This is a genomic window from Streptococcus timonensis (assembly GCF_047463455.1).
Taxonomy (GTDB): Bacteria; Bacillota; Bacilli; order Lactobacillales; family Streptococcaceae; genus Streptococcus; species Streptococcus timonensis_B.
Window position 1 is genome coordinate 586370 of record NZ_JASHDV010000001.1, and the last position, 21907, is coordinate 608276.

General features: G+C 40.3%; 24 protein-coding genes and 1 other annotated feature. Of the genes, 5 read left to right on the forward strand and 19 right to left on the reverse strand.

The annotated features are described in order from the left end of the window. Positions 1–16 precede the first annotated feature (16 nt). From QM847_RS03035 to QM847_RS03060, 6 genes are all read right to left on the reverse strand, one after another. Complete coding sequence (locus tag QM847_RS03035) at positions 17–397, reverse strand: rhodanese-like domain-containing protein (protein ID WP_414353695.1); 381 nt, start codon at positions 395–397, stop codon at positions 17–19. Positions 398–402: 5 nt separating this feature from the next. Then, on the reverse strand, positions 403–627 hold the full coding sequence (locus tag QM847_RS03040; protein WP_185928421.1) for a YqgQ family protein: 225 nt from the start codon (positions 625–627) through the stop codon (positions 403–405). A 50-nt stretch (positions 628–677) separates the two neighbouring features. Next, positions 678–1145 carry an ECF transporter S component gene (locus QM847_RS03045; protein ID WP_414353697.1) on the reverse strand — a complete coding sequence of 156 codons (468 nt, stop codon included), beginning with the start codon at positions 1143–1145 and terminating at the stop codon, positions 678–680. Beyond that, a complete protein-coding gene (locus QM847_RS03050) occupies positions 1126–1896 on the reverse strand; it encodes a bifunctional hydroxymethylpyrimidine kinase/phosphomethylpyrimidine kinase (protein ID WP_414353699.1) in 771 nt (256 codons plus the stop codon). The genes QM847_RS03045 and QM847_RS03050 overlap by 20 nt, the downstream gene beginning before the upstream one ends. Further along, positions 1886–2635 (reverse strand): tRNA pseudouridine(38-40) synthase TruA, encoded by a 750-nt coding sequence (gene truA, locus QM847_RS03055; RefSeq protein WP_414353702.1) that lies wholly within the window; start codon positions 2633–2635, stop codon positions 1886–1888. Before truA ends, QM847_RS03050 begins: the two co-directional genes overlap by 11 nt. Before the next feature lie 86 nt (positions 2636–2721). Further along, positions 2722–3177, reverse strand: a complete 456-nt coding sequence (locus QM847_RS03060; protein WP_414353704.1) for a GNAT family N-acetyltransferase — start codon at positions 3175–3177, stop codon at positions 2722–2724. A 70-nt stretch (positions 3178–3247) separates the two neighbouring features. On the opposite strand from QM847_RS03060, the gene QM847_RS03065 reads away from it, so the two are divergent. Beyond that, complete coding sequence (locus QM847_RS03065; protein ID WP_414353706.1) at positions 3248–3910, forward strand: prepilin peptidase; 663 nt, start codon at positions 3248–3250, stop codon at positions 3908–3910. A 41-nt stretch (positions 3911–3951) separates the two neighbouring features. Here QM847_RS03065 and QM847_RS03070 read toward each other — a convergent pair whose 3' ends face one another. The 6 genes from QM847_RS03070 to QM847_RS03095 form a co-directional block, all read right to left on the reverse strand. Continuing rightward, positions 3952–4515, reverse strand: coding sequence for an aminodeoxychorismate/anthranilate synthase component II (locus QM847_RS03070; RefSeq protein ID WP_414353708.1), 564 nt, complete (start codon positions 4513–4515; stop codon positions 3952–3954). A gap of 27 nt (positions 4516–4542) precedes the next feature. Further along, positions 4543–5724 (reverse strand): tryptophan synthase subunit beta, encoded by a 1182-nt coding sequence (gene trpB / locus QM847_RS03075; RefSeq protein WP_414353710.1) that lies wholly within the window; start codon positions 5722–5724, stop codon positions 4543–4545. Between the two features lie 63 nt (positions 5725–5787). Further along, positions 5788–6019 (reverse strand) — a binding site (T-box leader). A 41-nt stretch (positions 6020–6060) separates the two neighbouring features. After that, entirely contained in the window at positions 6061–7284 is a 1224-nt protein-coding gene (locus QM847_RS03080; protein ID WP_414353713.1) for a DegT/DnrJ/EryC1/StrS family aminotransferase, read from the reverse strand. Between the two features lie 28 nt (positions 7285–7312). Continuing rightward, positions 7313–8005 carry a sugar transferase gene (locus QM847_RS03085; RefSeq protein WP_414353715.1) on the reverse strand — a complete coding sequence of 231 codons (693 nt, stop codon included), beginning with the start codon at positions 8003–8005 and terminating at the stop codon, positions 7313–7315. Between the two features lie 105 nt (positions 8006–8110). After that, positions 8111–9853 (reverse strand): ABC transporter ATP-binding protein, encoded by a 1743-nt coding sequence (locus QM847_RS03090; protein ID WP_414353717.1) that lies wholly within the window; start codon positions 9851–9853, stop codon positions 8111–8113. Next, complete coding sequence (locus QM847_RS03095) at positions 9843–11588, reverse strand: ABC transporter ATP-binding protein (protein WP_414353718.1); 1746 nt, start codon at positions 11586–11588, stop codon at positions 9843–9845. The genes QM847_RS03090 and QM847_RS03095 overlap by 11 nt, the downstream gene beginning before the upstream one ends. Before the next feature lie 262 nt (positions 11589–11850). On the opposite strand from QM847_RS03095, the gene QM847_RS03100 reads away from it, so the two are divergent. Then, complete coding sequence (locus QM847_RS03100; protein ID WP_414353720.1) at positions 11851–12678, forward strand: exodeoxyribonuclease III; 828 nt, start codon at positions 11851–11853, stop codon at positions 12676–12678. Between the two features lie 11 nt (positions 12679–12689). Continuing rightward, complete coding sequence (locus QM847_RS03105) at positions 12690–13076, forward strand: bleomycin resistance protein (protein WP_414353722.1); 387 nt, start codon at positions 12690–12692, stop codon at positions 13074–13076. 65 nt (positions 13077–13141) lie between these two features. Here the strand turns inward: QM847_RS03105 and QM847_RS03110 are convergent, their stop codons facing one another. The 4 genes from QM847_RS03110 to QM847_RS03125 all read right to left on the reverse strand — a co-directional run bounded on the left by QM847_RS03110 (position 13142) and on the right by QM847_RS03125 (position 16948). Continuing rightward, positions 13142–13546 carry a PaaI family thioesterase gene (locus QM847_RS03110; protein WP_414353724.1) on the reverse strand — a complete coding sequence of 135 codons (405 nt, stop codon included), beginning with the start codon at positions 13544–13546 and terminating at the stop codon, positions 13142–13144. 74 nt (positions 13547–13620) lie between these two features. Further along, positions 13621–15099 carry a UDP-glucose--hexose-1-phosphate uridylyltransferase gene (locus QM847_RS03115; RefSeq protein ID WP_414353726.1) on the reverse strand — a complete coding sequence of 493 codons (1479 nt, stop codon included), beginning with the start codon at positions 15097–15099 and terminating at the stop codon, positions 13621–13623. Beyond that, positions 15099–15758, reverse strand: a complete 660-nt coding sequence (locus tag QM847_RS03120) for an HAD family hydrolase (RefSeq protein WP_414353728.1) — start codon at positions 15756–15758, stop codon at positions 15099–15101. Before QM847_RS03120 ends, QM847_RS03115 begins: the two co-directional genes overlap by 1 nt. A gap of 11 nt (positions 15759–15769) precedes the next feature. Beyond that, the gene (locus QM847_RS03125) at positions 15770–16948 is read right to left on the reverse strand and encodes a galactokinase (RefSeq protein ID WP_414353729.1); all 1179 of its coding nucleotides are present in this window, start codon (positions 16946–16948) and stop codon (positions 15770–15772) included. 164 nt (positions 16949–17112) lie between these two features. Between QM847_RS03125 and QM847_RS03130 the strand changes: the two genes are divergently transcribed. Then, on the forward strand, positions 17113–18120 hold the full coding sequence (locus tag QM847_RS03130) for a LacI family DNA-binding transcriptional regulator (protein ID WP_414353731.1): 1008 nt from the start codon (positions 17113–17115) through the stop codon (positions 18118–18120). A 38-nt stretch (positions 18121–18158) separates the two neighbouring features. Here the strand turns inward: QM847_RS03130 and QM847_RS03135 are convergent, their stop codons facing one another. The 3 genes from QM847_RS03135 to QM847_RS03145 all read right to left on the reverse strand — a co-directional run bounded on the left by QM847_RS03135 (position 18159) and on the right by QM847_RS03145 (position 21155). Further along, positions 18159–19199: a zinc-binding dehydrogenase gene (locus tag QM847_RS03135; protein WP_414353733.1), complete on the reverse strand. Its 1041-nt coding sequence runs from the start codon at positions 19197–19199 to the stop codon at positions 18159–18161. 125 nt (positions 19200–19324) lie between these two features. After that, positions 19325–20167, reverse strand: coding sequence for an aldo/keto reductase (locus QM847_RS03140; RefSeq protein ID WP_414353736.1), 843 nt, complete (start codon positions 20165–20167; stop codon positions 19325–19327). A gap of 97 nt (positions 20168–20264) precedes the next feature. Continuing rightward, positions 20265–21155, reverse strand: coding sequence for a cation diffusion facilitator family transporter (locus QM847_RS03145; protein ID WP_269798332.1), 891 nt, complete (start codon positions 21153–21155; stop codon positions 20265–20267). Positions 21156–21287: 132 nt separating this feature from the next. Between QM847_RS03145 and QM847_RS03150 the strand changes: the two genes are divergently transcribed. After that, positions 21288–21827, forward strand: coding sequence for a TetR/AcrR family transcriptional regulator (locus QM847_RS03150; protein ID WP_269798333.1), 540 nt, complete (start codon positions 21288–21290; stop codon positions 21825–21827). The last annotated feature ends 80 nt before the right edge of the window (positions 21828–21907 follow it).

Genomic DNA, 21907 nt, shown 5'->3' on the forward strand with positions numbered 1-21907 from the left:
AGATTTTTACATAAGATTAGCTAGTCTTGACCTTTCCTGTCCAAGAATCCAGTCCATAAGAAAGGATATAAATATCTGAAAAGCCTTGTTTTTTTAAGAAAATCGCTGCATTGGTAACACGTTGCGCACGTTGGTTTTCATAAAGAAGAACAGGCTTATCCTTACGAAGAGCCGCAAGGCTTGTCTTCAATTGATTTGAAGGAATGTTACGAGCACCAAGGATATGTTTTCTATGGAAGTCTGCTGGATCACGCAAGTCAATTAACTGACCTGTACGAATCAAAGACTCAAATTCTGCATTGTCTACAATTTTTGCTGCACGACGAATACGAAGATAATTGTATCCCATCCATACTAACATCGCCACTATAAGTCCCCATAATACCCAAGTTACCATAATACCTAATCTCCATTTTTTTCTAAATAGTCTAATTCTATCTTGTGCTCTCTGCGAAGAACAGCCTCTGCTTCTAAATAATCCAGCTTATCCATCAAGCCAGCATCGTAGATTCGAGAAAGTTCTATCTTCATTAGTTCAATATCATAGAGGCGTTTACCCATATAGACAAGAATGCCGAACTGTTTGAGAAATTGCTGCACATCGTAGAGTGTTTTCATAGCTTTCATTCTAGCAAAAAATTAGAGTTTTTTCAATAGCATCCATTGAAGATTGTCTTTTACTGTTTGCGAATCTTAGTAATACTTTGGCAGAGAAGGAAGCCGACAAGCATTCCAGCAAAATTCTGAACCAGATTGTGAGGAACATCAGCCAAGGCTTGACCCCAACCTTTCATCCAAGCTGTCGCAAAGGCATAACCAGCTACCATGACAAGCGATGCCAAGACTAAACCTAACCATTGCCATTTTCCTTTAAATCCGGCAAAATACCCCTGCGAACCATGGAAAATTAGGCTGAAGATCATCCAGTGAGGATAACCTGAAATCAGGTCAATGAGGAAACCTCCTAGCCCCCCAACGATGGCTCCTTCACGTCGCCCAAAATAAAAGGCAGTAAAGAAAATTCCAGCATCTAAAAACGTGAGGATTCCCGTAGCAGTTGGGATTTTCACTACATAACCCAAAGCTACGGATAGGGCTGTTAAGATAGATACTAGGGCGATTTTATTAGTTTTGGTTTGGTTCATATTGTCTTACTCCATATTGATCTGCTTGTGCAATGGCACGGTAAACAAAGGCTTTGGAACTCTCAACCGCTGCTAATAGCTCCTCTCCCTTGACTAACTGACTAGCAATGCTCGATGCAAAAGTACATCCTGCACCAGCATTTTGCCCTTCTAAGACTGGATTTTCTAAAATGGTAAAGTCATGTCCATCATAATAGACATCCACAGCCTTATCCTGTCTAAGGCGATTCCCACCCTTGATAATGACTGCTGGCGCACCCAAGTCATGTAATTTTTTAGCTGTAGCTTTCATATCTTCCAAGGTTTTAATCTTTTGATCTGCCAAAAGTTCAGCCTCTGGAAGATTAGGTGTAATTACAGTCACATAAGGGAAAAAGCGAATCAACTCTTGACAGAGCTCGCTGACAGCAACATCATGCGTTTCCTTACAAACGAGAACTGGATCCAAGACGACAGGAACACCTGTACGCTCCTTGATAAAGTTAAAAGCTTTCTCAGCAACACCAACAGTCGGTAAGAGACCAATCTTAATCCCTCCAAAGTCTACGCTCTTCAGACTATCCAACTGTTGTTGGAAAATAGTCTCATCTGTTGGGAAGACCTCAAAACCATTTTCCGTCAAAGCAGTCAAACAAGTCATAGCTACAAAACCATGCAAACCATTTAAAGTATAGGTCGCAAGGTCAGCAGCTAGTCCACCACCACTGAAAATATCATTTCCTGAAAGTGCTAAAATACGATTATTCTTCATAACGAATCTCCTTCAAATACAAACCATTGGGTGCTGCAGTCGGCCCTGCCAACTGTCTGTCTTTCTTCTCCAAAATCAGGTCAATCTGCTCTATCGGCATTCTGTTATTACCAATTTTTAGCAAGGTCCCAACCATATTTCGAATCTGCTTATAGAGGAAGCCATTGCCTGAGAAGGTAAAGATCAAAAATTGACCGGTCTCGTCAACCCTGAGACTGGCTTCCGTGATCGTTCTTACCTTGTCCTCCACATTGGTTCCGGCAGCAGTAAATCCGGTGAAATCATGTGTTCCTTCTAATTTCTTCACAGCCTTCTGCATGCGTTCCACATCAAGTGGATAGGGATAGTGGGTGGCATAATGACGTCTCATAGGATTTTTAGGACGCCCCCTATCCACAATAAACTCATAGGTCTTGCTATGCTTGGCATAACGGCAATGAAAATCATCAGCCACTACCTCAATCGAAATCACATCTATATCCTCAGGACTTTGAGTATCGAGAGCAAAGCGAAGCTTTTCCTCATCCATCTGATAGGGAAGATCAAAGTGGATAACCTGACCTAAGGCATGAACACCGCTATCCGTTCGCCCAGCGCCATGAATGGTAATGGCTTGTCCTTTATTTAATTTTGTTAGAGTTTTTTCAATTTCCTCTTGGACACTACGCGCGTGAGGTTGCCTCTGAAAACCAGCAAAGGCGTAACCATCATAGGAAATGATTGCTTTATATCTAGTCATATATCTATTTTATCAAGAAAATTTCTCTGCAACAAGTTTGAAAACCAAAAATTGTACGGGGACAGTTTGTAATATAATCTAATTTTTTATCTAGATTTTTTCATCATATATTTTCGTACAGGTACTTCAACCATTTGAACGATTTCAAATCCTTCTTTTTGGTAAAGATTGTAAGCTGTTTGATTTGCATCGAAGACATTTAGAGAAATAGTATCTATGTCTTCACTTTCAAAGGCCAAACTAGCAAATTTCCTTAAAGCCTGGCTACCTAATCCCTGCCCCTGTTTCTGGGGATTGATAAAGAATCTCCCGATATGAAGATTCCTGTCTTCTAGCCTAATTTTCTGGATAATCCCTACAAACTCTTGTCCATCAAAAATAGAAAAAATCCCTTCCAAATCTTGCAAGACTTGAATTGTCAAGGGAAAAGGAATCATTGTTCCCATCCATTGCTTCTGATAACTTTCTCCCAAAGCATTAGACCAGCAACAAATGAGTTGGGCATTTTCTATCTGAAGTCCTTTTTCAAAGTGAATTTTCATATTTGCTCCTAAAATTTCTCCTTTATCCAACTATTATACTCTTTCTCTTATTTTTTCCGAATAAATAAGTATGATTCATTTTTACTTTTTTCTTGTAGGAGCTATTATTGCTTCCTTTCTAGGCTTGGTCATCGATCGTTTCCCTGAGCAGTCTATTATCTTTCCTACTAGTCACTGTGATTCTTGTCAGACTCGCTTACGTCCCTTGGATTTGATTCCGATTGTCTCTCAAGTAGTACATCGCTTTCGCTGTCGCTACTGTAGCTCAAGCTATCCCTTTTGGTATGCTCTTTTTGAGTTTGGACTGGGGCTTCTCTTTCTAGCTTTTTCTTGGGAATTTCTAACTTTGGGTCAAGTTATTCTGGTAACTGCTGGCTTGACCTTAGGAATCTATGATTTCAAGCATCAAGAATATCCTTTGCTAGTCTGGCTGTCTTTTCATATAATCCTTATGGTTTGCTGTGGTTGGAATCTAGTTATGATGTTCTTCCTTATTCTAGGTATTTTGGCTCACTTTATCGATATCCGCATCGGAGCAGGTGATTTTCTCTATTTAGCTTCCTGTGCCCTTGTTTTTGCTCATACAGAAATACTGATCTTGGTACAGTTTGCTTCTACAACTGGCATTCTAGCTTTTCTCCTGCAAAAGAAAAAGGAAAGACTCCCATTCGTGCCTTTCCTCTTATTTGCTACCTGTATGATTATTTTGAGTAAGCTTTTGCTTTTAGGATAATCAGGCCCTCTATGAGGGCTTTTATTTTGTCGTCCTATTCCTTAGATAACCTTTTCAATGAAGTTTCGTATGGTTGATAGTCCATCTGGTGTCCCTATACTTTCTGGATGATATTGAAAGCCATAGATAGGGAGCTTCTTGTGTTGAAAACCCATGATAACCTGATCGTCTATCGCACGAGCGGTAACTTCAAAGTCTGCGGGTAATTCCTCCACCATCAGACTATGGTAACGCATGACTGAACAGTTATTTTCTATACCCTGATAAAGAATGGATGGAGCTTCAAATTGGAGCTGACTTTGTTTACCATGCATGACCTTTGGAGCCAAACCTAGTTTTCCACCAAAAGCCTCTGCAATAGCCTCATGTCCCAAGCAGATCCCCAAAATCGGCTTTTTCCCAGCAAAATCTCGAATCATTTCCTCCATTTTTCCAGCATCAGCTGGCCAACCGGGTCCCGGAGAAAAGACAAGAGCTTTTGCCTTTTCTGCTACTTGATAGAGACGAGGATCGTCATTTCTCAAAACCTCAACAGGAGAAAAGGTTCCGATATATTGAGCTAGATTGTAGGTAAAAGAATCATAATTATCAATCAATAAAATCACAATTTTCTCCCTTTAATCTTGGAATGATTAGTTATTCTTTGCTTCAAGGTAGTCAGCAATAGCAGCTACGTCCTTGTCTCCACGACCTGAAACATTGATGATGATAATCTCATCCTTACTTAGTTTCGGCGCGCGTTTGACTGCTTCAGCGATAGCATGTGAGCTTTCAATTGCAGGGATGATTCCTTCTGTTTTGCTTAATAAAAGCAAGGCTTGGACAGCTTCTTCGTCTGTCGCTGCTACATATTCTACTCGACCAGAGTCTTTAAAGAAGGCATGTTCTGGACCAACCCCTGGATAGTCCAAACCTGCTGAGATAGAGTAAACTGGCGCGAGCTCTCCATCTTCCTTAAAGACTGCATAGGTCTTCATTCCATCGACAATTCCGACACTACCCTTGGTCATAGTTGCTGCGTGCATGTCTGTATCTACTCCGTGACCAGCAGCTTCTACTCCAACCAATTTGACTTCTTCATCAGCTACATACTGTGAAAAAGCACCGATGGCATTAGAACCACCGCCCACACAGGCAATAACGTAGTCTGGCAGACGTCCTTCTTTTTCCAAGATTTGACGACGAGATTCTTCACTAATCACTTTTTGGAATTCATGAACAATAGTTGGATAAGGGTGTGGTCCAACAGCAGAACCTAAAACGTAGAAGGCTTCAAGGTCATTCATCCATGCTCCAAAGGCTGCATCAACCGCATCTTTGAGGGTACGAGTACCAGTTTCAACTGCGTGAACAGTTGCTCCCATCATCTCCATGCGGAAGACATTGAGACGTTGACGCTCCACATCTTCTGCCCCCATGTAGACATCACATGCCATACCAAATTTGGCTGCCGCTGCAGCTGTCGCAACACCGTGCTGACCAGCTCCTGTTTCAGCAATCACACGTTTTTTACCCATGCGTTTAGCAAGAAGAATTTGTCCCAAAACATTGTTAAGTTTGTGAGAGCCCAAGTGGTTAAGGTCTTCACGCTTGAGATAAATCTTAGCTCCGCCTAGGTGTTCTGTCAAGCTTTCTGCGTAATATAACGGTGTCTCACGACCTGAATAATCCTTCAAGTAATGACGAAACTCAGCTAAAAACTCTGGATCATCCTTGTACTTATCAAAAGTCACTTCCAACTCATCCAACAAAGCCTGAATCGGCTCAGGTACAAAACTACCACCAAATTGTCCAAAATATCCTTTAGTTGTCATAAAATTTTCCTCTTTTCTATTATTCCAAAATATGAAAAAGCCCACACACGGAATATCTTTCCATGTGAGGGCGTTCGTAACGCGGTACCACCTCAATTGTAAAGAGACTATCCCCTTTACATCTCTGCCTTGTCTAACAACAAGTTGCACTGTAAGGTGTGCGCACCGAATTTTCATTGTTTCAAATTCATTTTTTCAAATCAGCCCAATTTCACTATTTTCAACCACCTGTTCACAGCAACCACAGGCTCCCTGAAGATCTAAAATAATTACTTTTCTGATTTGTTGAAATTATTATATGTCATTATCTATTCTTTGTCAATGATTTTTAAACGATTATTTTGAAGAAGCAAGAATTTCTTCTGTCACTTTAATCAACGTTTCAATGATATAGTCTACTTCTTCATCCGTTAATTTTGTGTGAAGAGGAAGCGTAATTTCATTTTCAAAGAAGGCATAAGCCTCTGGATAATCTGCCATGTCAAAGCCAAGATTCTCATAGGCTGTCAACATAGGAAGCGGTTTGTAGTGGACATTACTTGCGATACCTGCCTTGGCCAATTCTTGGATGATTTGGTTGCGTTGTTCGAGACTTGCTCCTTCTACATGGATGATGTAGAGGTGACGACAAGATTCTACAGTATCTGTCTCATGAGCCAATGGATGGATACGAGTCCCTGCAAATCCACGATCATAGCGATCTACGATGTCCTTACGACGTTGTAACAAAGCAGGATATCGGTCCAACTGAACCAAACCAAGTGAAGCCATGATGTCAGTCATGTTGCACTTGTAGGCTGGTGTTACGATATCGTATTCCCAAGAACCCAGTTGCATCTTGGCAAGGGCATCCTTAGTTTGACCATGAAGAGAAAGAATCTGGAATTCCTTATACATTTCTTCATCGTCAATAGCTGGATTTGCTTTCCAGGTCGCACTTCCTCCCTCAGCAGTTGTAAAGTTCTTAACTGCGTGGAAAGAGAATGATGTAAAGTCAGCAATCGAACCAGCTGCTTGTCCTTTATAAGTTGAACCCAAAGCATGGGCACTATCAGAGACAATCACGATACGATTAAAGGCCTTTTGCCACTTGCTTGCAGCTGTAAAGAGATCACGTTTTTTCTCAACAACTTGGAACAAACGGTCATAGTCACAGATAATCCCTGCAAGTTCAACTGGGATGATAACCTTAGTCTTTTCAGTAATAGCTTGCTCCAGTTGGTCATAATCCATTTCAAAAGTATCTTTTTGGATATCAACCATAACTGGTGTCGCACCTACGTGAGTAATCACACTACATGATGCTGTGTAGGTCATAGCCGGAACAATGACTTCGTCACCAGGCCCTACTTCAAGCACGCGCAAAATCAATTCAAGAGCTGCTGTTGCAGAATTGAGGCAGACCGTTTTAGGCGTCTGAGTATAGAGAGACAGACGACGTTCTAGTTCTTTTGTCTTTGGACCTGTTGTGATCCATCCTGAACGAAGGGTATCAGCTACCTCAGCAATTTCAGCTTCGGTAATATCAGGCGGTGAAAATGGAATATTGTAATTTGGCATTGATTTACTCCTTTAGCTTTTGGCTTCTTTATTTTAAAACTTCAACGACAGTCTGTAACATGATTTTGATATCACCTACGAAACTAAAATCACGCAGATAGGCTAGGTTAAAGTGCATTTTCTCTGGAAGAACTCTTTCTACATAAGCCTGATCAACAGTCATACCTTTTGCCGTCATTTGACTGATGATGGCATCCTCGTCCTTATAGTGAATACTGGCAAGCGATGTAATCCCTGCTGGCAAAAGCAAAGTCGCCATCATCTCAGGACTGTATTGCTCAGTATAACGTGGTACTTCAGGTCGTGTACCGACAAAGGACATTTCCCCTTTTAGAACATTGACCAGCTGAGGTAGTTCATCCAAACGGACACGGCGGATGAATTGACCTACCTTTGTAATCCGACTGTCATTGGCAGAAGTTACGAGACTTCCTTTTTTATCCGCATCTGTCACCATGGTCCGGAATTTCCAAATTTTGAAATATCTGTTGTACTGGGTTACCCGTTCTTGCTTGTAAATAACAGGCCCCTTACTATCGAGTTTGATCCAGATACTTAGAACAATAAATAAGGGTGAGGTCAAGAACAATAGGACCAAGGCTAGTAAGAAATCCAAACAACGCTTGAGGACCAGACTTCCTTTTCTTTGAGAGACTAGCTGGTGGTAGGGTTCAACCTCGCTTAATTGCATCTCGAGGGGTAGTTCATCCCATTTCAGCATGCATATTCTCCTCTGTTTTTAGTATAGTAAAATTTATCAATATCCTTCATTATACCACAAATTAGATAGCTAGGTGAAAGAAATCTAGCATTTTAAATTTTCCTTTTAAGATAAGGCTCCTGCTTGTAAGCTATACATCTTGTGATAGGTTCCACCCAATGCTAGGAGTTCCTCGTGAGTTCCACTTTCGATAATACGTCCCTTATCTAAGACATAGATACAATTAGCATCTTGAATGGTAGAAAGGCGATGGGCGATGGCAATGGTTGTCCGTCCTTTTCGCATCTTTTCCAAGGAATTCTGAACCAGAGTTTCTGTTTCCGAATCAATATTGGCTGTCGCTTCATCTAAAATCAAGATTTTAGGATGACTGGCGACTGTTCTGGCAAAGGCAAGAAGTTGACGTTGACCAGTTGAAAAGCTAGAACCTCTCTCTGAAACAGGAGAGTTATAGCCTTGAGGCAATTCTTGAATAAAAGTATCTGCATCCACAAACTCTGCTGCTGCCTTAACTTCCTCATCGCTAATTTCTTGGTACATGGCGATATTAGACTTGATAGTTCCATGATAGAGGAAAGGTTCCTGCAAGACAAGACCCATGTTTTTTCTTAGTTCTTGCTGACTATAGTTACGAATATCTACATTATCTATCAAAACCCGCCCTGACTGAAATTCATAAAAGCGCATGAGAACATTGATGATAGAAGACTTACCCGAACCTGTATGTCCCACAAAGGCAATGGTTTCCCCCTTCTTGACTGAAAAGGAAATATCGTCCAAAATTTGATTTACTCCATCATAGGAAAAACACACGTGCTCAAAACGAATATTTCCTTCTCTGATTGCTAGCTCACTGTCAGCTTGGACAGGTTCATAATTGCTTTGGTCAATTAGCGCAAAGACTCGCCCAGCTGATACCATCGAAGTCTGAAGAATTGAGAAGTTTTGCGTGACCTCTATCAAAGGATCAAAGAGACGATTGATATACTGGATAAAGGCATACATGGTACCTGCTGTCATCCCGATATAGAGGCCTCTATAGCCGAAATAGGCCATGAGAACTGCATAACCTAAGAGCTTCAACAAACTCATGGCAGGACGTAAAAAGAGGGCATCCAAGGCTACTGAACGGTTGGCATAGACGTAGTGTTCTTCATTAATCTCATCAAATTCTTCCTGCAGGCGTTTTTCTTGATTAAAGGCTTGAATAATTCGAATACCTTCAATACTTTCTGCCAACTTGCTATTTATATCTGACAAAAAGCTTCTCGTTTTTTCGATGATTTTAACTGATTTTTTTCGATAGAGATTAACTAATATAAAAATCAAGGGTAGAAAAAGAAGAATCAAACCTGTCAAACGAAAATCCAGGACCATCATTGTATAAAGAGTTGTCACAAAAATAAAAATCGCTGAAATAAAGCTAGACAAAAGTCCTGAAAACATATCACTGATAGTCTCTGTATCATTGGTCAAACGTGAGACGATAGAACCTGAAGGCGTCTTGTCAAAATAGGACATGCCTAGTCTTTCCATATTGGCAAAGGCATCTCTGCGAATATCTCTAACAATGCTATAAGATACACGCGCAAACAGTAGATTACCGATATATTGAATCAGGGTTTGTAGGATATAAAGACCATAGTAGGCTATCAAAACAGTAACAGCAAACTGACTCAGATTCCCCAGATACTGGTCAATAAAGTGTGAAGCAACCAGAGGAATGATACTCTTGATAACCGTTGTTGCTAGGAGAAATGATAGGGCTAGAAGGGTTAAGAGGCTATAGGGCTTGAGATAACCAAGCAATCGTTTCAATACTGCCCATTGTTCTTGCTTATTCTGCATCTTCTTCTCCTTTCATTTCCAATTGTTGGGACTGATAGGTCTGGGCATACCAACCATCCAAGGCTAGTAAGTCCTCATGAGTTCCACGTTCGATAATCTGTCCATTTTGCAAAACCAAGATCAAATCAGAGTGGACAACTGCACTGAGACGATGGGCTGAGATGATCGTTGTTTTGTTTTCTCGAGTAGCTTTGAGATTATCAATAATAGCATATTCGGTCTTGGCATCTACAGCCGATAAGGAGTCATCTAAAATCAAGATATCAGGATTTAAAATCATAGCACGGGCCATGGCAAGACGTTGCTTTTGACCACCAGACAAACTAACTCCCTTTTCACCGATAATCGTATCGAATCCCTGAGGCATATCCAAAATATCATGATAAACTTGGGCTAATTTTGTCGCATATTCAACGTCAGATAGAGACAAGTCAGGATTACCAAAACGAACATTTTCTAAAATAGAACTAGCAAAAAGAAACTGGTCTTGAGGAACATAGCCCATGAGACCTCTAAGGTCGCTCAGACGATAGTCTCGTATATCATGACCATCAAGGTAAATCGCTCCTTGGTCTACATCGTACTCTCGTAAAAGCAGCTTCATCAGTGAGGTTTTCCCTGAACCAGTCTGTCCAACCAAGCCCAGTGTTTGTCCCTTTTCTAGACTAAAGTGAATCTCATGAAGGGTTTCTTCATTTTCATATGAAAAACTATCAATTGCATACTCCAAGCGTCCATTTTCAATCTTGGAAATTGCAACTTCTGAATCTTTAACGGGTGACTCTTGAGACAAGAGATTTTCAATGCGCTGGTAAGAAACCTTTCCTCTTTGAGTAATATTAAAGAGAAAACCAATCGCCATCAAGGGCCAGACTAGCATATCCAAGTAGGAGATAAAAGTGACTAGATTACCGACAGTGACATTTCCTTCTTGAACCATGAAAGAACCAACTAAAAGTGTTAGAACATAAGATAAGCCAACAAAGAGCAAAACCATTGGATCAAACAAGCTGTCGTATTTCATGGTTTGCAAGTTCTTTTGAAAGGTTAGTTGATTGACTTCTTGAAAAGCATCCAATTCATGGGCTTGATAGCCGAAAGACTTAGTCACCTTAATACCTGATACAGATTCCTGAACCTTGTTGTTAAGTTCAGAAAAAGCTTCCTGAGATTCGTTAAATGCTTTATGGGTCTTTCTTCCCAGACGACTGGTCGCCATAGCCATAAAGGGCAGGGGTAAAATAGCCACCAAGGTCATTTGCCAAGAAATACTAAAAAGCATGGTCAACAAGGTAACAAGTGCAGTGATAGAAGCATCGACAGCCGACATAACTCCTCCACCTGCAAGACGGGTTAGAGCATTGATATCATTAGTCGCATGCGCCATTAAATCTCCAGTTCTATAGGTCTGGTAAAAAGCCGGAGACATCTTAGAAAAATGTTCAAAGAGACGTGAACGCATGATTTGTCCTAAACGATAGGAAGTCCCTAAGATATACATGCGCCAAACATAGCGCAGGTAGTACATCCCAAAAGCCGCTAGGAGCAGATAGATGAGATTCAGCAACAGATCCGACTGAGTCAAATTTCCCAAAGTGATGGCATCAATGACATGCCCCATCACCATGGGAGGAATGAGGTTGAGAACAGCTACCAAACTAAGAGCAACTATCCCAACTAGATAACGGCGTTTTTCTAATTTAAAAAACCACCATAGTTTTTGAATGATAAACATAAACTTCCTTTCTAATTGAAAAGGGAAACCTGAGGCGACTACCTCAGGTTTTCTTTATTCATAACTTACAACAAATACTTTTCCTTTATCGTACGCTGCGATAAGGATATTCATTGGAGTAAAATCCTCTTCCTTTTACTCGCCTTCCTTAAATTACTCCTTATTATAAACGAAAGAGGGTGTTTTTTCAAACCATACGTTGGGGAAATAGGCCTTTTTTTGGTATAATATAGTCAATAATCTGAATGAAAAAGGAAGTAATATGAAACTTATCTCATGGAACATTGATTCCCTAAATGCTGCACTCACGAGTGACTCTGCGCGTGCGAAATTGTCACAAGATGTCCTACAAACCTTGGTTGCTGAAAATGCTGATATCATTGCCATCCAAGAAACCAAGCTTTCAGCTACAGGACCTACTAAGAAACACCTAGAGGTGCTTGAAGAACTCTTCCCAGGCTACGAAAACACTTGGCGTTCCTCTCAAGAACCTGCTCGTAAAGGTTATGCTGGAACTATGTTTCTCTATAAGAAAGAACTCACTCCAACTATTAGCTTTCCGGAAATCGGTGCTCCTTCTACCATGGACTCTGAAGGCCGCATCATCACTCTAGAATTTGGTACATTTTTCGTGACTCAGGTCTACACACCTAACGCTGGTGATGGCCTCAAACGTTTGGAAGAACGTCAAGTTTGGGATGTCAAATATGCAGAGTACTTGGCTGAATTAGATAAACAAAAACCTGTCCTAGCAACCGGAGACTACAACGTTGCCCACAAGGAAATTGACCTTGCCAACCCAGCTAGCAACCGTCGTTCACCAGGATTTACAGACGAAGAACGTGAAGGATTTACAAACCTTTTAGCCAAAGGATTCACAGATACCTTCCGCCATATCCATGACGATGTTCCAGAACGCTACACTTGGTGGGCACAACGCAGCAAGACTTCAAAAATCAACAACACAGGCTGGAGAATCGACTACTGGCTCACAAGTAACCGTGTAGCAGACAAAGTTACCAAGTCAGACATGATTGACTCAGGCGCACGCCAAGACCATACACCGATTGTCTTGGAGATTGAATTGTAAGGAGTTTCTATATGAACTACAATGCAGTTATTCCCGAGTTTATAGTCTCAAATTTAGAACAGTCTCGTTCCTTCTACTGCGATTTACTGGGTTTTACGATCGAATACGAGCGACCAGAAGAAAACTTCCTCTTCTTATCGCTTGAAGATTGCCAGCTAATGTTAGAGGAGGGGACAGATGAAGAATTAGTTGAACTGACCTACCCCTTTGGTCGTGGAGTCAACATTTCCTTTGGCATCAAGGATGTCCCTAGGCTCTATCAGAAAGTAATCGAGTCTAACTATCCTATTCATCGTCCTTTGACTAAAAGAGAATTTCGTGTTGGTGAACAATATATCTACCCTCATGAATTTGCAGTTCTAGACCCAGATGGCTATTTTTTAAGATTTAGTGAATAAGATAATTGAGCACTAGACGGAAAAAGTAAATATAAAAAAGAGGCTTATGCCTCTTTTTTATATTTCTAAATTCTAATTCTTTTTTCTTCTGAGCGCTCACCTGTTATAAACATGGTAAAGGTTGCTTTGCAGACGTTTTTTCCATCTTGGTTGATGAGATCTACGTCTACGACACAGGTGGTACGTCCTTTATGGACACACTCTCCCTTGATGGTTAATTCATCTCCAAGATAGGCAGCTTTTAAGTAATTGATGGAAGACTGTAAGGTTACAACATCCAAATCTAGAGAAATAACGACTAAGCCACTAATTTGGTCACACAAGGTGAACAGATAACCTCCATGGGCATTGCCATAATAGTTAAGAGAAGAGTTCACGACCTTGGTAGTAATGGTTACATGGCCATCTCTCATCTCCTTAATTTCATAATTTTCAAATGCTGATATGGCATCAAAGTGAAAGTCCTTCATACATTCCTCCTAGTCTTTCAAACGACACTATCATACTATATTTTATACTGGTCTGCAAGAGGAAGGTCCTGACACTATGGCATAAGTCCAACATGATTTACAAATCGCATAAAGGCGGCTTGTCCTTCTTCTGTTTGCTTGTAAACCCCTGCATCTTCCAATACCCGAGCGAAGATTTTACCCACAGATTCTTGGACAATTTCGAGAGCTTGATCTTTATCAGTCAATCCAGGATGATTTTCTTTCAACTCATCTGCCCATTCTTGGTGATAAGTTGCAACTGATACTTCTTCTCCGACTAGATAAGCTACTACTTGCTCCACTTCTTTCTTCAAGCGTGGTGGCAAGATTGCCAATCCCATAACTTCTATCAAGCCGATATTTTCCTTCTTGATATGCTGGACATCCTTGTGGGGATGATAGATACCATCTGGATGTTCTGGAGATGTTTGATTATCCCGCAAGACCAAATCCAACTCAAACTGCCCATCTCGTTTACGGGCTATCGGAGTGATGGTATGATGCGGTGTTCCATTACTTTCTGCCAAGACCTGTACACTTGGGTCAGAATACTGACGCCAAGTCAGCAAGATTTTATCCGCTAGCTCTGTCAAATCGTCTTTCGAATCCGAGTTCAATCGAATCACTGACATGGGCCATTGAACAATCCCTGCTTTGACAGATTCAAAACCTGAAAAGGTAAAGCTTTTCTGAATAGGAGCTACTTCCATTGGGAAAACATGGCGTCCCCCTTGATAATGATCATGGGTCAGGATAGAACCACCCACGATTGGCAAATCAGCATTCGAACCTGCAAAATAACCAGGAAATTGCTCCACAATCGCTAACAAACGTTCGAAACTTTGGCGACTAATGGCCATAGGACGGTGCTGGCTATCTAGGAAAATACAGTGCTCATTAAAGTAAGCGTAAGGCGAATACTGGAAGCCCCACTCCTGCCCAGAAATATCAAAACGGATAATCCGGTGATTGCTTCTAGCTGGATGGTTGACACGACCATGATAGCCTTCATTTTCCATACAAAGCTGACATTGAGGATAGTTGCTCGACTTGACCAACTTAGCTGCCGCAATCTCCTTTGGATCCTTTTCAGGTTTAGAGAGATTGATGGTAATTTCTAGTTCACCGTAGTCAGACGGAATACGATAAGCAATATTCTTTGCGATAGCCTTCAGTTTGATGTAGTCATTCTTCTGACTGAGTTGGTAGAAATCCGCAATTGCCTGCTCTGGTGACTGGGCATAGGTATTCCAAAAATCACGATTAACCTGACTTGGACAAGGTGTTACCAAGTCCATGAGATCAGCACCGAGAATCTCACGCGCAGCCTGACTATCTTCAATCGTTCCCAATCGAACGGCTTCCTCGACAAGCTGATCTTTTAGTTCAATCAAGTTATCTTGGTCAGTCTTAACTTCCAGAGCACCATCTCCCACCAGTGCTAAAACACGATTGGTCAGATAGATACGATCCAACTCTTCAAAGGTACTTTTTGCAATGACTTTGGTCACATATGTTTCTACTAAGGTCACTAGAAAACCTCCTTCTTACTTTCTAAATAGTCTCTAACAGCATCCAAATCCTGAAAAACTTGTTCTGTTTTATTTAAGAAAGACTGTGCTGGTATTTTTAAATCTGGAATACAAATAACTGGAATCCCAGCTCTAGATGCCGCTTCAATCCCTGCTTCACTATCCTCTAGTACCAAGCAATTCTCTGGTAAAACGTTCAAATCACTACAGGCCTTTAAAAATATATCAGGGTATGGTTTGCTTCGCTTTACATCTTTTGCAAAAACTAAATGGTCAAATAGGGACAGTATACCATTGCTATCCAATATCATTCTAGCCCGAGATTCAACACTTGAAGTTGCTAAAGCGATTGGAATGCCTTCTCTTTGCAAATAAGTAAGCAAATTTTTAGCACCTTTTTTTAAATTTACACCTTTGGCTAAGATTTGAGCTTCCAGTTCATAAACTTTATCCAAGGTTTGGTCAAAGTTCCAGGGTAAATCATAGGTATCCAAAAATCGTTGAACATTCTCCTCTTCCCTATGTCCACTGTAGTCTCTAGAATAAGTTTCTTCTGTGAAAGGAATTCCAAAATCTCTAAGCAATTCTTGATAAACTTTTAGAGAAATGATTTCAGTATCGGCTAATAAGCCATCTAAATCAAATATTACAGCTTCCATATCCTTCTCTCCTAGTCTAAAACGTGAGTACCACCTGCAACTTCAGCAATATAGAAGCTTGGAGCGTAACCAACAATTTCTTCATAGTGTTTGCCAACAGCTTCTTTAAAGGCTTCAACTGCATCTTTTTGAACCAAGGCAATCGCACAACCACCAAAACCTGCTCCTGTCATACGAGCACCAAGAACACCTTCTTGAGCCCAAGCTGTATGAACAAGGGTATCCAATTCCACACCAGTTACTTCATAGTCGTGCTCAAGAGAAACATGTGACGCATTCATCAAACGACCAAACTTGTCCAAATCCCCCGCTTGAAGAGCGGCTTGCGCTTTAAGGGTACGTTGGTTTTCAAGAACTGCGTGGCGAGCACGTTTCAAACGATTTGCGTCTTTGATCAGGTAGCTGTATTCATCAAAAGCCCACTCATCTAATTCACCCAAGGTTTGGATATCCAAGGCAACCTGAAGTTCTTCCACTGCTTTTTCACATTCAGCACGGCGTTCATTGTACTTAGAATCTGCTAGTTCACGACGTTTATTAGTATTCATGATAACTACGACATTGTCCTTCAAATCAAGAGGAACCAAGTCGTATTCTAAACTATTAGTATCAAGGTAAATAGCACGTTGATCTGCCCCCATACCAATAGCAAATTGGTCCATGATACCAGAGTTAACACCAATAAAGTTATTCTCTGTCAATTTCCCGATTTTTACTAAATCTAGACGATCCAATTTTAGGTCAAAGAGATATTCTGCCACGACACCAGTCAAAAGCTCCAAGGATGCTGAAGAGGACAAGCCCGCACCATTTGGGATATTCCCATAGACATAGAAATCAAAACCTTTATCAATCACATGCCCAGCTTCTTGCAAGAAATGAAGGACACCTTTTGGATAGTTGGTCCAGTTGTGCTCTTTCTCAAACTTAAGGTCAGCTAGAGGAACTTCGATAATTCCTTTGTCTTCAAAGTTTGCGGAGTAGAAACGCAAGACTTGGTCATCACGCTTACGCGCAGCTCCGTAAGTTCCTAGTGAAATAGCTGCTGGAAAAACATGGCCACCGTTGTAATCAGTATGTTCCCCAATCAAGTTGATACGACCAGGTGAAAAGAAAGTTTGGTCTGCTTCCTGACCAAAAATAGCTAAAAAATCTTTGCGAAGTTCTTCTGCAGTTAAATGTAGTGTCATATGAATTCTCCTTTGATTTTTGGTTAATGTAAGCTTAACTTGTAATCGTTTTCTTCTATTGTACCCAAGGGTTTTGCCTAGGTCAATATTTTTTACCCATATTTTACTAAATAATAGGTAAAAAGAAAGAAAATATGATATAATAACCTAAAAAGGAGGTTATTATGGCTACACTAAAAGATATTGCTCAATTAGCATCTGTTTCAATTGCAACTGTATCCCGTGTTCTCAATCGTGACCAAAGTCTGTCTGTAACAGAGGAAACCCGACATCGTATCTTGACAGTTGCTGAAGAGTTAGGGTATACCAAGCATCTTAAAACAGGCCAATCCCATAAACTAAAGCAAAAGATTGCCATCATCCAATGGGTAAGTGAGCAAGGCGAGCTTGAAGACCTCTACTACTATCAAATTCGTTTAGGGATTGAAAAAAGAGCCCAAGAATTGGACTACGAAATCTTACGCTATTTTAATGACCAACCCTTCACGCTTAGCGAGGAAGTCATTGGTATTCTCTGTATTGGTAAATTTAGCCAAGAACAAATCTCTTCTTTTGAAGAATATCAAAAGCCTCTCGTTTTTATAGACAGTGACACACTCTCTCTTGGCCACACCTGCGTCATTACAGATTTTGAAAATGCTATAAAACAAGTAATTGATTTCTACACTGAACATGGCATTAAAAAAATCGGAATCCTTACTGGACTTGAAGTCACAACCGACCAAGAAGAACTCATCCAAGATAAACGTTTAAAATACTATAAATCTTATACACAAGAAAAAGGGATCTATCATGAGGAGCTTGTCTTTCAAGGACAGTTTAGTGCCCAATCTGGTTATGATTTAATGAAGGAGGCCATAGATTCCTTAGGAGATAAACTACCACCAGCATTTTTTGCGGCTAGTGATAGTCTCGCAATCGGCGCTTTGAGAGCTCTCCAAGAAGCTGGAATTGGACTCCCCGAGCGAGTAAGTATGATATCCTTCAATGACACTATTCTTACCAAACAGGTTTTTCCACCTCTTTCCAGTATTACCGTTTATACAGAGGAGATGGGGCGTACCGGCATGGATATCCTTAACAAACAAGTGCTCCATGGTCGCAAAGTTCCTAGTTTGACCATGTTAGGGACTAGATTGACATTAAGAGAAAGTACATTAAATTATAAATAAAAAAACTTACAAAAAAATGGGTGCTAGCACCCATTTTTTTATTCAATCACAATTATAGACTTAATAGCCTTACGCTCGTCCATATCTTTATATGCTTGATCAATATCTTCTAAATGATAGCTATCTGTAAAGACACGCCCTGGATTAATATCTCCATCAAGGACAGCTTTTAACAAGATTTGTTTATCGTAAGTTGTTACCGAAGCCGCTCCACCTGCTACTGTAATGTTTTGAGCAAAAGTTGAACCAATCGCACGATTATTGTAGTGAGGTACACCGACAAAGCCCATTCGTCCTCCATTATGAAGCACTCCTAAAGCTTGGTCAATAGCCGCTTCTGTTCCAACACATTCGAGAGCCACATCTGCTCCACCACCAAGAACCTCGCGGACCTTGGCGATTCCTTCTTCACCACGTTCTTCAACTACCGCTGTAGCACCCGAGGCCAAGGCCATTTCCTGACGGTCCTTGTAACGGCTCATGAGAACTATTTGCGAAGCGCCTCTCATCTTAGCAGCAATCACTGCGCACTGTCCTACCGCACCATCTCCAATTACGACAACCTTGTCTCCTGGCTTGACATCAGCCACACGCGCTGCATGGTAACCTGTTGGCATAACATCTGCTAGACTTAAGAAAGATTTGAGCATAGCCTCTGTATAGTCAGAAGGTTGCCCAGGAATTTTGACTAGGGACCAATTGGCATAATGGAAACGAATGTACTCTGCTTGAACACCAGTAGACCAGTTGCTATTGCCCAAATGACGATCACAAGTTCCATCAAAACCATCATGACAAGCATCACATTCCCCACAACCATGAGTAAATGGGGCAATGACAAAATCTCCTGGTTTCACTGTCGTGATAGCCTCTCCAATTTCTTCGACAATTCCGATAGCTTCGTGACCACTGTTCAAACGGCCTTCTTTTATTTTAGGATTACGATAAGTCCACAAATCCGAACCGCAGACACAAGTTCTAACGATACGGATAATAACATCATCTGCTTCCTTAATCTGTGGACGCTCCACTTCAACAAGACCAATCTGTCCTGCTTTACTATAAACTGCTGATTTCATAAAAACGATCCTCTCTGTTTCTTACTAATTCTAGTATACACTTTTATAGCCCATTTTGTAAGAGGAAAACTTCCGAAGGAAACTTTTAATCGATTATCCCCCTATTTGATGATGATAGAATTAGACTAGCTTAAAAAAGATAAATATCTTTCTGCAGTTTCTGGTTCTTGATGATTATGAAAGAGTGTACTTCCTTTGTCCAATCCTTCTATGCTCTTCATTTCATCTTCTGTTAACTCAAAGTCAAAAATATCAAAGTTCTCTTGCATCCGTTCTTTACGAACCGACTTAGGAATAACAACCACGTCACTTTGGAGTAAGAAACGTAGGGCTACTTGGGCTACGGATTTGCCATATTTTTCTCCAATCTCTTTCAAGAGAGGGGTATTGAAGAAATCATTTTTTCCTTCAGCAAAGGGCCCCCAAGATTCAATTTGACAATTATACTTCTCCAAATACTTTTTGGCTTCTTTTTGTTGATAGAATACATGGTTTTCTATCTGATTGATAGCTGGCTTAATCTCCACAAAATACTGAAGATCAATAAAGCGATTTGGTGAAAAATTAGAAACACCAATGGCACGGACCTGCCCTCCCTTATAGGCTTCTTCCATAGCTCTGTAAGTGCCATAGTAATCACCGAAAGGTTGGTGAACCAACAAAAGATCAATATAATCTGTTTGAAGTTTTTTCAAGGATTCTTCAATCGAAGCCTTGGCCTTTTCATAGCCAGCATTCGAAATCCAAATCTTTGTCGTAATGAAGAATTCTTCACGTGGAAGACCCGATTCCAAGATAGCTTCCCCCACACCTGCTTCATTGCCATAGATTTGAGCGGTATCAAAAGAACGATATCCAACCTCTATAGCATCAAGAACTGCTCGCTTTGTTTCATCTACTGGAGTCTGAAAGACTCCAAATCCTAATTGTGGCATTTTGACATTGTTGTTTAAGGTTTTGTAATACATATTTTCCCCTACTTCTTTTATTACTTTTAGTTTACACTCATTTTACCTATTTGTATACAAGCAAATGAAAAATAGTATCAACCTTTCCAAAACTTCTCTAGTGTTCGTGAGCTTTTATGCCTTCAATATCTTCAAGGCATCGTTTGTGTTGGGCATGATTCATTGGACTACTATCCACTTCAATAGTAATATTGTGAACTCCATTTTGTCTTAAAAAACAGCGTACATCTTCTTTACTATCTTCCATGCGCGTCCAATCCTCTATACATAAGTGAACGATAGCATTATTTTCTAGACCATCCATGGACCATATATTCAATTGGTTGATACTTTTGACATTTTCAACTGATAATAAATCCTGCTCTAGCTTTTCGCTATCGAGCCCCTCAGGAACTGCATCTAGGAATATCTTAAGACTAGACCAAAAACGAGGGATAGCTTTCCAGAGTATAAAGCTAGAAATTAAAAGGGATAGAAGTGGATCAAGGATGTACCAATCCGTTAGGTACAAGACCCCTGATACCACAATAACAGCTAGCCAACCTAAAATATCCTCCAGAAAATGAAGACTGAGAATGGACTCATTTTTAGTCTTTCCTTTTCGAACAATGAGACTAGCCAGTAAATTTATAATAATAGCAATAATTCCTAATACAAGCATTCCTTGATAATCTACTACTTCTGGTTTTATCAAGCGAGGAATATTCTCTATAATCATCATGAATGATCCTGTCAAAAGTATTACGGATGTCAGTATGGCTCCTAGAAGACTAAATCGTTTATAACCAAGAGTATAGCGCTTATCCTCCTGACGATTAGAGACTGTTTCTAGACAAGCAGATAAACCAATCGCAAGAGCATCGCCCAAATCATGAACAGCATCTGCTAGAACTGCACTAGAATTAAAAATACTTCCGAAAATAAACTCTAGCACTGAAAAACTCAAATTTAAGAAAAAAGCTACCCATACAGCATGTTTTGTCTTCATATTCCTCATTCCTTTGTTATAATAGATTCATGAACATCTTGTTCATTATTATTATCCAATAAAACTCAATGAAAGGACAGAAGCAAACCGTTCTCTTTGTACGATACTGAACAGTTTGTTCAAAGTGTCAATATGATTTCTCAAGATCGCCGCATCATCAAGACTCGAAAAGCTATCTATGCTGCTTTTTTACAATTACTAAATCAAAAAAACTTCGAAACGATTACCGTTCAGGAGATAATAGACATAGCAGATGTTGGTCGTTCCACCTTTTATAGCCATTATGAAAGTAAAGAATTACTCCTAGACGAGCTCTGCCGTTATCTCTTCCATCATCTTTTTGAACGTGAGGAAAATATAACTACAAAGGATTATTTAACTCATATCTTTTTGCATTTTAAGAAAAATCAAGACCATATCACCAGCCTCCTTTTCTCAAAAAATGACTACTTCCTCCGTCAATTACAGAAAGAGCTAGAACATCATGTTTATCCCATGGTAGCAGAGGACTTGCAAGTTGCCTATCCTAATATTCCTGCTTCCTACCTCAAACATTTTGTCGTAACTAATTTTATCGAAACACTAACCTGGTGGCTCAAAAAAGGGAAATCTTATAAGGAAGACCAAGTAGTGAGCTTTTACTTAGATGTTTTAGCTATGAACTCCCGATAACTTTTATTTTAGCTAGATAGACACTTTTAACAAGTCTCACTAAAGCATTAAGATTACACTAGCAATCTTGCTAAAACTCA

What these genes read in the sequence shown, in the direction of transcription:
- QM847_RS03035 (WP_414353695.1), bottom strand. Translation starts at nt 397, where the DNA reads ATGGTAACTTGGGTATTATGGGGACTTATAGTGGCGATGTTAGTATGG.
- QM847_RS03040 (WP_185928421.1), bottom strand. Translation starts at nt 627, where the DNA reads ATGAAAGCTATGAAAACACTCTACGATGTGCAGCAATTTCTCAAACAG.
- QM847_RS03045 (WP_414353697.1), bottom strand. Translation starts at nt 1,145, where the DNA reads ATGAACCAAACCAAAACTAATAAAATCGCCCTAGTATCTATCTTAACA.
- QM847_RS03050 (WP_414353699.1), bottom strand. Translation starts at nt 1,896, where the DNA reads ATGAAGAATAATCGTATTTTAGCACTTTCAGGAAATGATATTTTCAGT.
- truA (WP_414353702.1), bottom strand. Translation starts at nt 2,635, where the DNA reads ATGACTAGATATAAAGCAATCATTTCCTATGATGGTTACGCCTTTGCT.
- QM847_RS03060 (WP_414353704.1), bottom strand. Translation starts at nt 3,177, where the DNA reads ATGAAAATTCACTTTGAAAAAGGACTTCAGATAGAAAATGCCCAACTC.
- QM847_RS03065 (WP_414353706.1), top strand. Translation starts at nt 3,248, where the DNA reads ATGATTCATTTTTACTTTTTTCTTGTAGGAGCTATTATTGCTTCCTTT.
- trpB (WP_414353710.1), bottom strand. Translation starts at nt 5,724, where the DNA reads ATGACAACTAAAGGATATTTTGGACAATTTGGTGGTAGTTTTGTACCT.
- QM847_RS03080 (WP_414353713.1), bottom strand. Translation starts at nt 7,284, where the DNA reads ATGCCAAATTACAATATTCCATTTTCACCGCCTGATATTACCGAAGCT.
- QM847_RS03085 (WP_414353715.1), bottom strand. Translation starts at nt 8,005, where the DNA reads ATGCTGAAATGGGATGAACTACCCCTCGAGATGCAATTAAGCGAGGTT.
- QM847_RS03090 (WP_414353717.1), bottom strand. Translation starts at nt 9,853, where the DNA reads ATGCAGAATAAGCAAGAACAATGGGCAGTATTGAAACGATTGCTTGGT.
- QM847_RS03095 (WP_414353718.1), bottom strand. Translation starts at nt 11,588, where the DNA reads ATGTTTATCATTCAAAAACTATGGTGGTTTTTTAAATTAGAAAAACGC.
- QM847_RS03100 (WP_414353720.1), top strand. Translation starts at nt 11,851, where the DNA reads ATGAAACTTATCTCATGGAACATTGATTCCCTAAATGCTGCACTCACG.
- QM847_RS03105 (WP_414353722.1), top strand. Translation starts at nt 12,690, where the DNA reads ATGAACTACAATGCAGTTATTCCCGAGTTTATAGTCTCAAATTTAGAA.
- QM847_RS03110 (WP_414353724.1), bottom strand. Translation starts at nt 13,546, where the DNA reads ATGAAGGACTTTCACTTTGATGCCATATCAGCATTTGAAAATTATGAA.
- QM847_RS03120 (WP_414353728.1), bottom strand. Translation starts at nt 15,758, where the DNA reads ATGGAAGCTGTAATATTTGATTTAGATGGCTTATTAGCCGATACTGAA.
- QM847_RS03125 (WP_414353729.1), bottom strand. Translation starts at nt 16,948, where the DNA reads ATGACACTACATTTAACTGCAGAAGAACTTCGCAAAGATTTTTTAGCT.
- QM847_RS03130 (WP_414353731.1), top strand. Translation starts at nt 17,113, where the DNA reads ATGGCTACACTAAAAGATATTGCTCAATTAGCATCTGTTTCAATTGCA.
- QM847_RS03135 (WP_414353733.1), bottom strand. Translation starts at nt 19,199, where the DNA reads ATGAAATCAGCAGTTTATAGTAAAGCAGGACAGATTGGTCTTGTTGAA.
- QM847_RS03140 (WP_414353736.1), bottom strand. Translation starts at nt 20,167, where the DNA reads ATGTATTACAAAACCTTAAACAACAATGTCAAAATGCCACAATTAGGA.
- QM847_RS03145 (WP_269798332.1), bottom strand. Translation starts at nt 21,155, where the DNA reads ATGAAGACAAAACATGCTGTATGGGTAGCTTTTTTCTTAAATTTGAGT.
- QM847_RS03150 (WP_269798333.1), top strand. Translation starts at nt 21,288, where the DNA reads ATGATTTCTCAAGATCGCCGCATCATCAAGACTCGAAAAGCTATCTAT.